Origin of the sequence: Anaeromyxobacter dehalogenans 2CP-1, assembly GCF_000022145.1 — a bacterium.
Classification (GTDB): Bacteria; Myxococcota; Myxococcia; order Myxococcales; family Anaeromyxobacteraceae; genus Anaeromyxobacter; species Anaeromyxobacter dehalogenans.
This window is the reverse complement of record NC_011891.1, coordinates 4541670-4555245: the sequence shown is the minus strand read 5'-3', so window position 1 is coordinate 4555245 and position 13576 is coordinate 4541670. Positions and strand designations below refer to the sequence as shown.

Sequence of the window (13576 nt, the reverse complement as noted above, 5' to 3'; positions counted from 1 at the left end):
GCTCACCACGCGCGGACACCAACTCACCACGAGCGCCTTTCAGAACCGCACCCCCGCCCGTTGGTTCGACAAGCTCACCACGAGCGGACACCAACTCACCACGAGCGACACCAACTCACCACGAGCGGACACCAACTCACCACGAGCGACACCAACTCACCACGAGCGGCTTCAGAACCGCCCCCCGCCCGTGCTTCGACAAGCTCACCACGAGCGAGCTTCCGAACTCCGCACCCTCAAAGCCAGCCCCCCCCTACATCCCCGGAAACCTCGGCACCACCCCGCGCCGCTCCGCCTTGAAGTACCGTCCCCACGCCTTCTTCATCCAGTGGCCCACCACCGGCAGCGGCACCAGGCGCTCCGTCCGATCATCCCGGTACACCAGCGCGCCGCCGGTGCCGGTGTCCATCAGGCACACGATCGCGAGGTGCCCGAGGTAGCTCGCGCACGGCGCACCGCCCGCCTCGCAGGAGGCGGCGTTGTCCGCGGCGACCCGCGCCATCGCCTGCGCCAGGTGTCCCTGCTTCGCGCGCCACGCCGGCCCCTCCAGCGCGGCCACGTCGCCGACCGCCCACACCCCCGGCATCCCGGGGACGGCGCAGCCCGAGTCCACGCGCACGAAGCCGGCCTCGTCGAGCGGCAGGTCGGACGCCCTCGCGAGCGGGTGCCCATCGCCTGCCGGGAGGAACGCGACCAGGTCGGCGTCGATGCGCTCGCCGCCCTCCAGCGCCACCCCGCCCGCGTCGAAGGACAGGATCTTCCGGCCGGTGCGGGCGGCGATGCCCTGGCGCGCCAGCATCCGCCCCACGGCCTCCACCGCCTTCGCGCCCATGCGCTCGCCGGGCCGCGCCATGGGCGCGAAGAACGTCAGCTCGAACCGGTCGCGCAGGCCGCGCCGGCGCAGGAGCGCGTCGAGGTTGAACCCCACCTCGAACGCCGGGCCCCCGCGCACCGCCGAGGGCGCCTTGGGGTTCCCGCCGAAGCCGACCGCGATGCGCCCGCGGCCTCGCGCGAGCAGCGCCTCCAGCGCCATGCGGAACGAGGTGGCGGCGGCGGGGTCCCCGCCGAGCGTCACCGTGTGCTCGACCCCCTCCGGCCGGAGCCGGGAGGCGCCGAGCGCGACCACCAGGTGGTCGGCGGCGAGCCGGCGCCCGTCCACCTTCGCCCGCCGGGAGGCGCCCTCGATCTCCTCGACCTTCCCGACGCGCAGCTCGAACCCGCGGCGCGCGGCCACGCCGGCGAGGTCCAGGCAGGCGTCGTCGAACGCCAGCTCGCCGGTCGGGATCCAGATCGAGGTGGGGTGGATGAACAGGTAGGGCCGGTCGGAGACCAGCGTGACCTCGAAGCCGCGCGCGCGCAGCCGGACCGCGCTCTCCAGGCCGGCGAAGCCGCCGCCCAGCACCAGTGCTCGCTTCCCCATGGGCGTCCTCCCGGCCGGCGATCGGCCTCTCGGTCGTCAGAGCCACGCCGCGAGCGCGGGATTCCTTCGGGGGCGCGGACGAACCGGCGCCGGGGTGGGAGGCTCGCACCGCGAAAGGAGAATCGAGACGATGTCCCAGCTCGGAATGAAGAAGCCGTCGTCCTGGACCTACGAGCAGGCGCTGGAGAAGCTGCCGGAGCTGCTCAAGGCGGAGGGCTTCGGGATCCTGACGCAGATCGACGTGAAGGAGACGCTGAAGGCCAAGCTCGGCCTGGACTTCCGCAAGTACAGGATCCTCGGCGCCTGCAACCCCACGCTCGCGCACCAGGCGCTCTCGGCCGTGGTGGACCTGGGCGTCATGCTCCCCTGCAACGTGGTGGTGTACGAGGGCGACGACGGCAAGGCGGTGGTGACCTCCGTCGACCCCATGCAGACCATCGCCGCCGCGCGGCCGGAGCTGGCGCCGATCGCGAGCGAGGTGCGCGCGCGGCTGGCGCGCGTGCTGGAGCAGGTCGGGTAAGGGGCTCGCCCTCCGCCGCCCTCAGGACGAGCGGTCGGGAGTCCCGCTCGTGTGAGCCAGCCATCCCGGCCCCGCGCGTGGTGAGCGCGTCGAACTACGGGCGGGGGAGTGAACCCTTTCGGCGGGGCCCCGGCTCCCACGACGGTCCACATGAACGATCTCCTCGCCTTCGCCGCCGTCGCCGCGCTCTGGTTCCTGATGCAGTTCGTGATCCTGCCGCGCATGGGCGTGCCTACCTGAGCGGTGCCGCAGCGGCCCCGGTCCGGGGCCGGCACGCAGGACGGCGAGCCGCAGGACGGCGAGGGCCCCGGCGGTCCTGCGCCGCGCTGCTGAGCCGGCGCGATCAGCGGCGCCGGCGCCCGCGGGCGATCGCCACCAGGTCGGACAGGATCGCGTAGGCGGTCTGGTCCACCCCGCCGGCGCCCTCCCAGATGCCGATCTCGCGCATGAGGTCGGTCTCGAGCACGAGCACGCCGTCGGCGCCCCGCGAGACGAGCACGTCGCCGTCCGCGACCTCCTCCGGCCCCACGCTCACCCGCACCGCGCGGCCGTCGCGCCGCGCCCGGGCGACGAGGCGGAGCACCGCCCCGCGCCCGCGGGCGGCGCGGACGTCCTCGGGGCCGAGGCCGGTGATGCCCCGGCGCTCGACGGCGGCGGGCCGCACGTCCGCGCCCATGAGCGCGTTCGCGAGCGCGCAGGCCTTCACCGCCGCGTCCCAGCCCTCGAGGTCGTGCCGCGGGTCGGCCTCCGCCACGCCGGCGCGCTGCGCGTCGGCGAGCGCCGCCTCGAAGCTCGCCCCGGCCTCCATGCCGGCGAGGACGCGGGTGGTGGTGCTGTTGAGCAGGCCGCGGAAGCCGAGGATCCGCGCGCCGGGCAGGCAACGCTCCACCAGGTTGAACACCGGCGTCCCGTCGAGCACGGCGCCCTCGTGCAGGAAGCGCACGCCGTTCCGTGCCGCGAGGCGCGCCAGCCGCGCGCGGGCGTGCGCCACCGGCCCCTTGTTCGCGGTCACCACGTGCAGCCCGCGCCCCAGCGCGGCGCGGGCCAGCGAGATGGCCGGCTCGCCGGTGGTGGGCGCGAGGGGGGTCAGCTCCACCAGCACGTCGGCCGGCGCGCGGCGGACGAGGTCGAGCGCCGAGGCGACCGGCGGCCCGCGGTGGAGCGCGTCGAGCGAGCCGCCGGCGCGCACCAGCCGCAGCGCGCGCCGGAGCGGCAGCCCGCGCGGATCGATCGCGGCCCCGTGACGGTTCGTGAAGATGGCGGTGACGACAGGCGCCGCGCCCTCGGCGCGGAGCGCGCGGCCGTACGGACCAGGGAGCAGCTCGGCGAAGGTCCGGCCGACGTTGCCGAAGCCGGCGAGCGCGAGGCGGAGCGGGCGGGGGGCGGCGCGGGACATGGCGGGGGAGGGTGGTCCGGCCCTCCCCCGCCTGTCAATGTGCTCTCGAGCGCGCGGCGAAGCCGCGCCCGCGGGGACCTCGTGCGAGCCCGCCAAGGCGGGCGCACGAGGTCACGGGGCCCGCGCAGCAGGGTGGGGCGGCGCGCAGCCCCGTCAGATCAGAACAGGAACTGATCGCCCTGCGCGCGCAGCGCCGTGATCGCGGCCAGGTTCACGATCGACTGCACCGAGCAGCCCATCTGCAGGCAGTTCACCGGCTTGTGCATGCCGAGCAGCACCGGCCCGATGACCTCGGCGCCGCCCACGTTCTCGAGCAGCTGGTAGGCGATGTTGGCCGAGTCGAGGTTCGGGAAGACGAACACGTTCGCGTCCTCCTTGAGCGTCGAGAACGGGAACTCGGGCACGCGGACGTCGCCGTTGGTCGCGATCGCGACCTGGATCTCGCCCTCGACCTCCAGGTCCGGACGGCGCTGGCGGACCAGCGCCGCGGCGTCGCGCATCTTCTGCGGGCTGCCGCCGCCGGCGGACCCGAACGTCGAGTAGGAGAGCATCGCCACCCGCGGCGTCACCTCGAAGTAGCGGGCCAGGTCGCTGGTGGTGATGGCGATCTCGGCCAGCTCGTCGGCGTCCGGGTCGATGTTCACGGTGCAGTCGGCGAAGAACTTGAAGTCGTGCTTCGTGACCACGATGTACACGCCGGCCGCGCGCTTGCCGGCGCGGGTGCGCACCACCTCGAGCGAGGGGCGGACCGCGTCGGCGTAGCCGCTGGTGAGGCCGGTGACGAGCCCGTCCACCTCGCCCAGCTCGAGCATGACCGCGCCGAAGTAGTTGCGCGTGCGGATGCGGCGGCGCGCCTCCTCCACCGTGATGCCGCGGCGCTGGCGCAGCTCCCAGTACCGCGCCACGTAGCGCGCGAACTCGGGGCTGTCCATCGGGTCGATGATGGTCACGCCGTCGAGGTCGTCGAGCCGCTGGTCCGCGATGGAGCGGCGGATCGCCTCCACCGGCCCGAGCAGCACCGGCTCGCAGATCGCCTCCTCGCGGAGGATCTCGGCGGCCTGCTGGATCTTCGGGTGGTGGCCCTCCGGGAACACGATCCGGGCGAGCTTCTTCTTCGCCTTGGTGAAGATGGAGCCCATCACCTGGTGCGAGCGGCTCTGCATCTTGCGCAGCCGGTCGCGGTACTCGTCCATGTCGAGCTTCACGCGGGCCACGCCGCCGTCGATGGCGGCCTGTGCCACGGCCGGGGCGACCCAGAGCAGCACGCGCGGGTCGAGCGGCTTCGGGATGATGTAGTCGCGGCCGAAGCGGAACTTCTCGCCGGCGTAGGCGCGCGACACCGAGTCCGGCACGTCCTGCTTGGCCAGCTCGGCGAGCGCCTTCGCCGCCGCCATCTTCATGTCCTCGGTGATGGCCTTGGCGCGGACGTCGAGCGCGCCGCGGAAGATGTACGGGAAGCCGAGGACGTTGTTGACCTGGTTCGGGAAGTCGGAGCGCCCGGTCGCCATGATGACGTCCTCGCGCGCGGCCTTCGCCTCCGGGTAGTCGATCTCGGGATCCGGGTTGGCGAGCGCGAAGACGATGGGGTCCTTCGCCATCGAGCGGACCATCTCCTGCGCGACCATCCCCTTGGTGGAGCAGCCCAGCAGCACGTCCGCGCCCTTCAGCGCGTCGGCGAGCGTGCGGGCCTTGGTGTCGGCCGCGAACTCCGCCTTCCACTCGTTCATGCCCTCGGTGCGCCCGCGGTAGATGACGCCCTTCGTGTCCACCATGACGACGTTCTCGCGCCGCACGCCGAGCGTCAGGTAGAACTTGGTGCAGGCGATGGCGGACGCGCCGGCGCCGGAGACCACCACGCGCACGTCGCCGATCTTCTTGCCGGCCAGCTCCAGCGCGTTCAGCAGGGCCGCGCCGGAGATGATGGCGGTGCCGTGCTGGTCGTCGTGGAAGACCGGGATCTGCATCTCCTTCTTCAGGCGCGCCTCGATGACGAAGCACTCCGGCGCCTTGATGTCCTCGAGGTTGATGCCGCCGAAGGTGGGCTCGAGCGCCTTCACCACCGTGCAGAACTTGTCGATCTCGAGCGCGTCCACGTTGATGTCGAACACGTCCACGTCGGCGAACTTCTTGAAGAGGACGCCCTTGCCCTCCATCACCGGCTTGCCGGCGGCGGGCCCGATGTTGCCGAGGCCGAGCACCGCGGTCCCGTTGGAGACCACCGCGACCAGGTTTCCACGCGCCGTGTAGAGGTACGAAGCGTCGGGATCCTTCTCGATCTCGAGGCACGGCTCGGCCACGCCCGGGCTGTAGGCGAGCGCGAGATCGCGCGCGGTGGCGCACGGCTTGGTGGGGACGACCTCGATCTTCCCCCTGCGGCCGGACGAGTGGTACGCGAGCGCGTCCTCCCGGCGGATCTTCTTCTTGGGAACGGGCGACGAGGGCGGGTTCTGCGGGGGCGTGAAGTCGGAGGCCATGATCTCCTCGGTGCGGCGGTAGGAGTCGACGAGCTTGAATTGGGGCGAAGAGGAAATCCCAAAATAAATCCGCTGTCAATGAGACGCAGATCAATTGGTGCATCTTTTGCAATATGCCGCACCCCGCATCGCCCGAGGTGCGCCGACACATTGCCGCAGTGCGTCTCGGGCGCAGCCGCCCCCACCAGATTGCAGGCACTTCCGCACGGACGGGCCGTCGCCTTCCGGTCCACGGGTGCGTCGCGCGCGTGGCACCGTGCGCGTGGGACTCGACGCAGGCGCGGGGCGTCAGCGCGACGAACGGCGCGGCGGCCCCCTGGATCGCGGCCCGGCCGGCCCCGGCGCGGGCCGGAGGCCGAGCGCCGGGTTGCGCTCCAGCTCGTCCACCGTCCGTGGCCAGTCGTGCTTCAGCAGGCGGGCGAGGGAGCGGTCCGAGAGGATCTGCCCGCCGGTCTGGCAGCGCGGGCAGTAGTTCACCTCGTTCTCCGCGCGCACGATCCGCTGCACCGCGGTGCCGCACACCGGGCACGGCTGGCGGTGCCGTCCGTGCACGGCCATTCCCTCGCGGAACGCGGTGACGCCCTCGGGGAAGCCGCTCCCCGCCTCCTCGCGGAGCCGCGCCGTCCAGCCGGTCAGCACCTCGCGCGTGGCCTCGAACAGGCGCGCCACCTCTGCGTCGCCGAGCCGCGACGTCAGCGCGACCGGCGACAGGCGGGCCCGGTGCAGGATCTCGTCCGAGTAGGCGTTGCCGATGCCGGAGAAGAGCGAGGGATCCGTCAGCGCGCGCTTCAGCGTGTGGTTCTCGCGCCGGAGCGCGGCGGCGAACGCGGCGAGGTCCACGTCGAGCGGCTCGATGCCGCCGCGGTCCAGCGCGGCGAGCGCCGCGGCGCCGCGCACCAGGTGGAGCGCGGCGCGCCGCTTCGTGCCGGCCTCGGTGAGGACCAGCGTGCCGTTGGGGAAGTCGAACGCCGCCAGCCCCGCCTTCCCCGGGAGCCGCGCGCCGGGGTCCTTCCAGTGCAGCCGGCCCGCGATCATGAGGTGCAGCGCCAGGTGGAGGTCGCCGTCGAGCGCCAGGACGAGGCGCTTGCCCTGCCGGCGCACCGCGGCGACGCGCCGCCCCTCCGCCTCCGCGAGCGGCGGGTCTGCGGAGCGGAGCAGGAAGGGGTTCCCCAGCCGGATGCGCTCCAGCGGCTGACCCAGCACCCGCGCCGCGAGCGCCTCGACGTACACCTCGATGTCCGGCAGCTCCGGCACCCCGGGATCCTGCCCCGGCGCGGCCCGCGCGGCCAGGCCGTCTCCGCCCCCCCGCCCGACCGGGCACCGCCGCCCCGCCGCGCCCCCGAAATCTGCTAGAGACAGCCGCATGCCCAGCTCCCCACGACGTCCGCAGGGCACCCCCCGCCGCGACTTCCTGCGCGTGCTCGCGCTCGCGCCCGCCGCCGTCGCGGCCGGGTGCGCCACCGCGCGCTCCGGCGGCCCCGCGTCCTCGCCTGCCGCGGCGGCCGCCCCGCCGGCGCCGGCCCCCGCGCCCGACGAGGCCACGGGTGCCATCCGGGCGTTCCCGCTCCGGGCCGACGCCGAGCCGGCCTTCGTCTTCCGCGCCGCCCCGGCGCGCCCGCGCGAGTAGCCCATGGCCCTCGACGACGACGTCCTGTTCTCCGGCGTGGCGGCGCTCTCGCGCCGCATCCAGGCGCGCGAGCTCTCCCCGGTGGAGCTCGCCGAGGCGTACCTCGCGCGCATCGACGCGCTCGGCCCTGCGCTGGGCTGCTTCGTGACCGTGACCCGCGATCGCGCGCTCGCCGACGCGCGCGCCGCCGAGGCCGACCTCGTCGCCGGCCGCTGGCGCGGGCCGCTCCACGGCGTCCCCTACGGCCTGAAGGACCTGGTGGACACCGCCGGGATCCGGACGACGTTCGGCGCGCGCCCGTACGCGGACCGGGCGCCCGAGCGCGACGCGACCGTCGCCCGGCGGCTCGCCGAGGCGGGCGGCGTGCTGCTCGGGAAGCTGTCCATGATCGAGCTGGCCGGCGGCCTCGGCTACCACACCGGCGAGGCGGCGCTGAACGGGCCCTGCCGCACGCCCTGGGATCCGACGCGCTGGGCGGGCGGCTCGTCCTCCGGGGCGGGCGCCGCCGTGGCCGCCGGGCTGGTGCCGTTCGCGATCGGCTCGGAGACCTGGGGCTCCATCACCTGTCCGGCCGCGTTCTGCGGCGTCACCGGCCTGCGTCCCACGTACGGCGTGCTCTCCCGCGCCGGCGCCATGGCGCTCTCGTACACGCTCGACAAGCTCGGCCCCATGGCGCGGACCGCGGAGGACTGCGCGCTCGTGCTCGGCGTGCTCTCCGGCGTCGACCCGCGCGACCCGACCTCGATCGCGCCGCCGCCGGGGCTCGGCAACGGCAAGGTCCGGGGCGGGATCCCGCGCGGCCTGCGCGTCGCGGTGCTCGGGTTCCCGGAGAAGCCGGCGGTCGCGCCCGGCGCGCGCGCCGCGTACGAGGCGGCACAGGCGGTGCTGCGCGACGCCGGCGCCATCCTCACCCCGGCGGCGCTGCCCGACCTGCCCTACGAGCCGCTCGCGTCGTTCTTCATCGAGGCGGAGGCGGCCACCGCGTTCGAGGAGCTGATCCGCTCCGGCCGCACCCGCGAGCTCGCCGACCGCTCCCACGCCACCCGCAAGCCGGACGACTACCTGCCGAAGGGCAACCCGTCCGACTACGTCCGCGCCATGCGCGTGCGCGGCGAGGTGCAGCGCGCGCTGGCCGGCTTCTTCGCGCGGTACGATCTCGTGCTCGCGCCGAACCTCCCGTACCCGCCGCCGCGCGTGACCGAGAACTTCGACGCGATGTTCGCGTTCCCGGACCTCCTCGGCGCGGCCGGCAACCTGGCCGGCCTGCCGGCGGTGGCGCTGCCCATGGGCCTCGTGGACGGGCTGCCGGTGTCGATGCAGCTCGTGGGCGCGCCGCTGGAGGAGGCGCGCGTGCTGGCCGCCGCGGCGGTGTTCCAGTCGCGCACGGACCACCACCTGGCCCGGCCGAAGCTGGCCCGCCCGTCCCCGCCGTCCGCCCGCGCCGGCGGGCATCTCTCCGGCCCGGTGACCATCCGATGACGTCCGCCCGGCAGGATGCGGTCTCCGTGCCCCAGCTCTCGCGCTCCCTCTACGTGCCGATCGCCGCCGTCGGCTACGTCTTCGTCCTCCTGATCCTCGCCCTGGCGCTGCCGATCCAGGCGGTGCTCCTCGCGCTCACCGTCGCGTTCGACCGGAACCGCGTGGTGGCCGGCCGCTTCCTGCGCTTCGTGGGCGTCGCCATCACCAAGACGTTCCCGCCCTGGCGGCTCAAGCTCGAGGGCCGCTGGCCCGGTGCCGGCCCGTACGTGGTGGTCGCGAACCACCAGTCGATGCTCGACATCCTGCTGCTCTCGCGGATGCCGCGGGAGATGAAGTGGGTCGCCAAGGAGGAGCTGTTCAAGATCCCCTGGGTCGGCACCATGCTGCGCATGACGGGCGACATCCCGGTGCGCCGCGGCGACGCGGAGAGCGGCGGCGAGGCGCTCGGCAAGGCGAAGGGCTACCTCGCGCGCGGCATGAACGTGATGATGTTCCCGGAGGGCACGCGCAGCGCCAAGGGGCGCATGCTCCCGTTCAAGTCCGGCGCGTTCCGCCTGGCCATCGAGGCGGGCGTCCCGGTGCTGCCGGTGGCGGTGTCCGGCACGGCGCACGGCATGCCGAAGGGCGGCCCGTGGGTGCGCCCCTGCCGCGGGACCGCGCGGATCCTCGCGCCGGTGAGCGTCGAGGGCCTGAAGCCGGAGGACGCGCCGAAGCTCCGCGACCTGGTGCGCGCGCGGATCGAGGAGGCGCTGGCGACGCTGCCGCCGGCCTAGCCGGCGTAGCGCGCCGCCAGCTCGGCCACCCGCGCCCGGAGCGCCTCGCGGACGTCCGGCGGGCCCTCCACGGTCGCCTCGCCGCCCCAGCCCAGCACCGCGCCGGCGAGGTAGTTGCCGGGCGTGACCCGCTGCGCGAGCGACACCGAGCCGTCGTCGCGCTCGCGGATGCGCAGCGCCGGGTTCGAGCGCGCCACCCGGGCCGCCACGCCGGTGAGCCGGAGCGTCACCTCGCGCTCCGCGCCGGACTCGAAGTAGAGCCGCCCCGCGTAGCGGGCCAGGGAGACGCGGTGCGGGCCGAAGACCCGCGCCCCGGTGGTCACCGCGGCGATCCGGTCGAGCCGGTACAGGTGCTCGTGCGCCTTCTCCACGTTCCAGGCGGCCAGGTACCACTGGCCGTCGCGGTGGAACAGCGCGCGCGGCTCCACCGTGCGGCGCGCCACCGCCCCGTCGCCGACCGCGCGGTAGTCGAGCACCACCTCGACGCGCGCGGCGATGGCCTGCTCGAGCGCGCCGGCCCAGGGCCCGGTGGGCGCGAGCACCACGTCGAGGCCGCGCACCAGCTGCTCGGCCTCGGGGCGGAGCGGCTCGGGGATGGCCTTGCGCAGCTTGCGGCTGGCCTCGCGCACCGGCTTGCCGGCGGTCTCCTCGAACGGCGCGAGCGCGGCGAGCAGCACCGCGCCCTCGGAGAGCGACAGCGCCACCGGCCGGCCCAGCTCGTGCGCGTACACGAGGTGAACCTCGCCGTCCTCGACGTACAGCGAGACCAGGTCCTCGGCGCGCTCCGGATCGACCCACAGCGAGCGGATGCTCTCGACGTCCGCGGCCAGCTCGGCCACGCTGCGCGCGCCGGTCACCTCGACGGCGCGATCGAGCGGGACGCCGCGCCCCTGCCGCGCGGCGCGCACCGCCACCGGGACCAGCAGGAGCAGCCGCCGGAGCGACCTGAGATACGGCTCGCTCACGGCGACCTCCCGTCCAGCGCGGCGGCGAGCGTGGCGAGCATCTCGCGCGCCATGGCCCGGCCCTCGGCCGGCTCGAGCAGCTCCGCCTCGGGACCCCAGGCCAGCGCCTGGCGCACCAGGCCGCGCAGGTTCCGCACCTCGAGCCGCGCCACCCGCCCACCCTCCGCGTCGGGGCGCAGCCGCGCCGCGGGCAGGAGCTGGCCGGCCACGCGCGCCAGCGAGCCGCGGAAGCGGATCACCGCCTCGCGCGGCGGGTGGACGTCGTAGTCCCAGATCTGCTGGCGGGTCCAGCGCCGGACGTCGAAGGTCGCCGGGATCCGGTACGGGTCGCGCCGGCGCGCGTTCACCTTCAGCGCGCGCACGCGCGAGAGGTAGAACACGCGCTCGGCGTCGCGCAGGTGGCAGTGGCCGGCGAAGATCCACTCGCCCCGGCGGCGGCCCCAGCCGTACACGTCCACGTCGCGCCGGACCACCTCGCCGGTGGCGATGCGCAGGTACTCGAGCGTCACGGTGCGGCGGCGCTCCCACGCGTCCACCAGCTTGTCGAGCAGCGCGCCCGAGGCCGGCGCGCCGTCCGCCGCCAGCTCCTCCACGGCCGCGGCGCGCGGCGGGAGCCCCTTCGCGCCCACCAGGAGCTTGCGCAGCGCGCTCTCCAGCTCGTCGCGTAGCGGGTGATCCGAGGCGCGCAGCGCCGACACGCCCGCGGTCCACACCACCGCGGCCTCCTCCGGCGCGAGCTCCAGCGGCGGCAGCGCCGAGGCGCGCGGGTCGATGAAGTAGCCGACCTGGTCGTCGCCGCCCGGCACGTCCTCGCGGTCGAGCACGAAGCCGAGCCGCTCGAGGTCGCGCTTGTCGCGCGAGAACTTCTTCTCCTTCGCGTCGGCGCTCCCGGCGTAGTCGTCCGGGAACGCCTCGTAGATGCGCCGGCGCGACACCGGGCCGGGCTGCGCCAGGATGAAGGTGGCGAGGCCGAGCAGCCGGGCCTGGGCGCTCGTCCGGGCCGCGGGCGGCCGGGTCGTTGCGGTCGGCATGGACTCGCAGTCTAGCGCGGGGCCGGCGCCGAGGGAGGCGGTGAGCGCCGAGAGCAGGTCCGGGCGCGAGGTGCGCACGTGGCAGAGCACGGCACCGTCCCCGGATCCGGGGACGCAGCGGGCGCCGGGCAGCAGCGCCGGCGCGAGCGGGGCGAGCGCGGCGGGGAGCCGCACGGTGACGGTGCGGGCCGGGCCGCTCCCGTCGAGCCAGGCGCAGCGCGTGAAGTCGAGCGGGTCGAAGTCCGGCGGCGGTGGGCCGGCGCGGCGGCAGGTCGCGCGGGCTGCGGCGATGCGGTCGAGCGCGAGGACGCGCAGCGTGGCGGGGCGCTCCCGGGCGGCCACGCGCCACGCACCGTCGAACGCGAGCGCGAGCACGTCCACCGGCCCGTGCGGCGCCGCGCCGGCGGGCAGCCCGTCCGCGACGCGGATCCGCGCGGAGCGTCCGCGGACGAGCGCGTGACCGAGGGTGCGTATCAGGCGCGGCGTGGACGCGGCCGGCATGGGGACATCGTCGCGCGCGGGTGGACAGGGGCCGGCCTACGCCGGCACGTCGTCCTCCACCGGCTCGAGCGCGGGGTCGATCGCGGGCAGGTGCGCCGCGGCGTCGACGGCCGGGAGCGCCTCCACGTCGCGGAGCCGCCGCTGGATGGCGCGGCTGCGCGTCGCGACCGTGCCGAGCGTGGTGGAGGCCTCCTGGAGCTTCCGGTCCACCTTCTCGATCACCTGCCCGAACTTGCCGAACTCGGTCTTCACCGCGCCGAGCACCTGCCACACCTCGCTCGAGCGCTTCTGGATGGCGAGCGTGCGGAAGCCCATCTGCAGGCTGTTGAGCAGCGCGGCGAGCGTGGTCGGCCCGGCCACCACCACCTGGAGGTCGCGCTGCAGCGCCTCGGTGAGGCCGGGGCGGCGGACCACCTCGGCGTAGAGCCCCTCGGTGGGCAGGTACAGCAGCGCGAAGTCGGTGGTGCCGGGCGGCGCGATGTACTTGTCGTGGATGTCGCGGGCGCAGCCGCGGACGCGCACCTCCAGCGCGCGGCTCACCTCCTCGACGCGGGCGGCGTCGCCGCGCTCCGACGCGTCCACCAGGCGCTGGTAGTCCTCGATGGGGAACTTCGCGTCGATGGGCAGCAGCACCTCGGTGCGCGCCCCGTCGTGGCCGGGGAGCCGGATCGCGAACTCGACCCGCTCCCCCGAGCCGGGGCGCGTAGCGACGTTCTTCGCGAGCTGCTCCGGCGCGAGGAGCTGCTCGAGCAGCGCCTCGAGCTGCACCTCGCCGAACGTGCCGCGCACCTTCACGTTCGCGAGCACGCGCTTCAGGTCGCCCACCCCGTTCGCGAGCGTCTGCATCTCGCCCAGGCCGCGCTGCACCGCCTCGAGGCGCTCGCTCACCAGCCGGAACGACTCGCCCAGGCGCTTCTCGAGCGTGCCCTGCAGCTTCTCGTCCACGGTGGCGCGCATCTGCTCGAGGCGCGCGCCGTTCTCCTCCTGCAGCACCTTCAGCCGCTGCTCCACCGTGGCGCGCAGCGCGTCGAGCCGGCGCTCGGTGGCCTCGCCCATCCGGCCGAGCGACTCGCCCAGCGAGGCGCGGACCTCCTCGCGGAGCCGCTGCGTCCCCTGCGCCGCCTCGGCGCGCCCGCGCCCCAGCTCCTCGCGCAGCGTCCGCTCCAGCCGCTCCTGCGCGCGCTCGACCGCGTCGAGCCGGTCGGCGAGCAGCGCGCGCACCGTCGCGGCCACGCGCGGCGGCACCAGCGCCACCAGCGCCGCCACCGCGGCGGCGACCGCGAGCGCGGCGACGAGGATCGGGACGAGGGCGTTCATCGGGGCTCCCCCGGGCGCATGCGGCGCGCCCGTACGCCCCGAGGCTAGCACCCGCGGCGGACATCGCCGGCCG

11 protein-coding genes are annotated in these 13576 nt (G+C 75.0%); 4 read left to right on the top strand and 7 right to left on the bottom strand.

Annotation, left to right across the window (positions count from 1 at the left end; translation table 11 throughout):
- Positions 1-253: 253 nt before the first annotated feature.
- Entirely contained in the window at positions 254-1420 is a 1167-nt protein-coding gene (locus tag A2CP1_RS20515; protein WP_015935118.1) for an NAD(P)/FAD-dependent oxidoreductase, read from the bottom strand.
- Positions 1421-1550: 130 nt separating this feature from the next.
- Between A2CP1_RS20515 and A2CP1_RS20510 the strand changes: the two genes are divergently transcribed.
- Complete coding sequence (locus tag A2CP1_RS20510; protein ID WP_012528001.1) at positions 1551-1940, top strand: DUF302 domain-containing protein; 390 nt, start codon at positions 1551-1553, stop codon at positions 1938-1940.
- A 343-nt stretch (positions 1941-2283) separates the two neighbouring features.
- Here A2CP1_RS20510 and A2CP1_RS20505 read toward each other — a convergent pair whose 3' ends face one another.
- The 3 genes from A2CP1_RS20505 to A2CP1_RS20495 form a co-directional block, all read right to left on the bottom strand.
- Positions 2284-3336, bottom strand: a complete 1053-nt coding sequence (locus A2CP1_RS20505; RefSeq protein ID WP_015935116.1) for a homoserine dehydrogenase — start codon at positions 3334-3336, stop codon at positions 2284-2286.
- 158 nt (positions 3337-3494) lie between these two features.
- A complete protein-coding gene (locus tag A2CP1_RS20500; RefSeq protein WP_015935115.1) occupies positions 3495-5810 on the bottom strand; it encodes an NADP-dependent malic enzyme in 2316 nt (771 codons plus the stop codon).
- Positions 5811-6098: 288 nt separating this feature from the next.
- Complete coding sequence (locus A2CP1_RS20495) at positions 6099-7064, bottom strand: DNA-formamidopyrimidine glycosylase family protein (protein WP_015935114.1); 966 nt, start codon at positions 7062-7064, stop codon at positions 6099-6101.
- Between the two features lie 109 nt (positions 7065-7173).
- Here A2CP1_RS20495 and A2CP1_RS20490 point away from each other — a divergent pair, with 109 nt between their 5' ends.
- The 3 genes from A2CP1_RS20490 to A2CP1_RS20480 are packed head-to-tail and all read left to right on the top strand — an operon-like array spanning position 7174 to position 9689.
- The gene (locus A2CP1_RS20490) at positions 7174-7437 is read left to right on the top strand and encodes a hypothetical protein (RefSeq protein ID WP_015935113.1); all 264 of its coding nucleotides are present in this window, start codon (positions 7174-7176) and stop codon (positions 7435-7437) included.
- 3 nt (positions 7438-7440) lie between these two features.
- On the top strand, positions 7441-8916 hold the full coding sequence (locus A2CP1_RS20485; protein WP_015935112.1) for an amidase: 1476 nt from the start codon (positions 7441-7443) through the stop codon (positions 8914-8916).
- Between the two features lie 26 nt (positions 8917-8942).
- Entirely contained in the window at positions 8943-9689 is a 747-nt protein-coding gene (locus A2CP1_RS20480) for a lysophospholipid acyltransferase family protein (RefSeq protein WP_245529875.1), read from the top strand.
- Here the strand turns inward: A2CP1_RS20480 and A2CP1_RS20475 are convergent.
- The 3 genes from A2CP1_RS20475 to A2CP1_RS20465 are packed head-to-tail and all read right to left on the bottom strand — an operon-like array spanning position 9686 to position 13503.
- Positions 9686-10654: a WYL domain-containing protein gene (locus A2CP1_RS20475; RefSeq protein WP_015935110.1), complete on the bottom strand. Its 969-nt coding sequence runs from the start codon at positions 10652-10654 to the stop codon at positions 9686-9688. The genes A2CP1_RS20480 and A2CP1_RS20475 overlap by 4 nt on opposite strands.
- On the bottom strand, positions 10651-12186 hold the full coding sequence (locus tag A2CP1_RS22855) for a helix-turn-helix transcriptional regulator (protein ID WP_015935109.1): 1536 nt from the start codon (positions 12184-12186) through the stop codon (positions 10651-10653). The genes A2CP1_RS20475 and A2CP1_RS22855 overlap by 4 nt, the downstream gene beginning before the upstream one ends.
- Positions 12187-12222: 36 nt before the next feature.
- Positions 12223-13503: a DNA recombination protein RmuC gene (locus A2CP1_RS20465; RefSeq protein WP_015935108.1), complete on the bottom strand. Its 1281-nt coding sequence runs from the start codon at positions 13501-13503 to the stop codon at positions 12223-12225.
- Positions 13504-13576 lie beyond the last annotated feature (73 nt).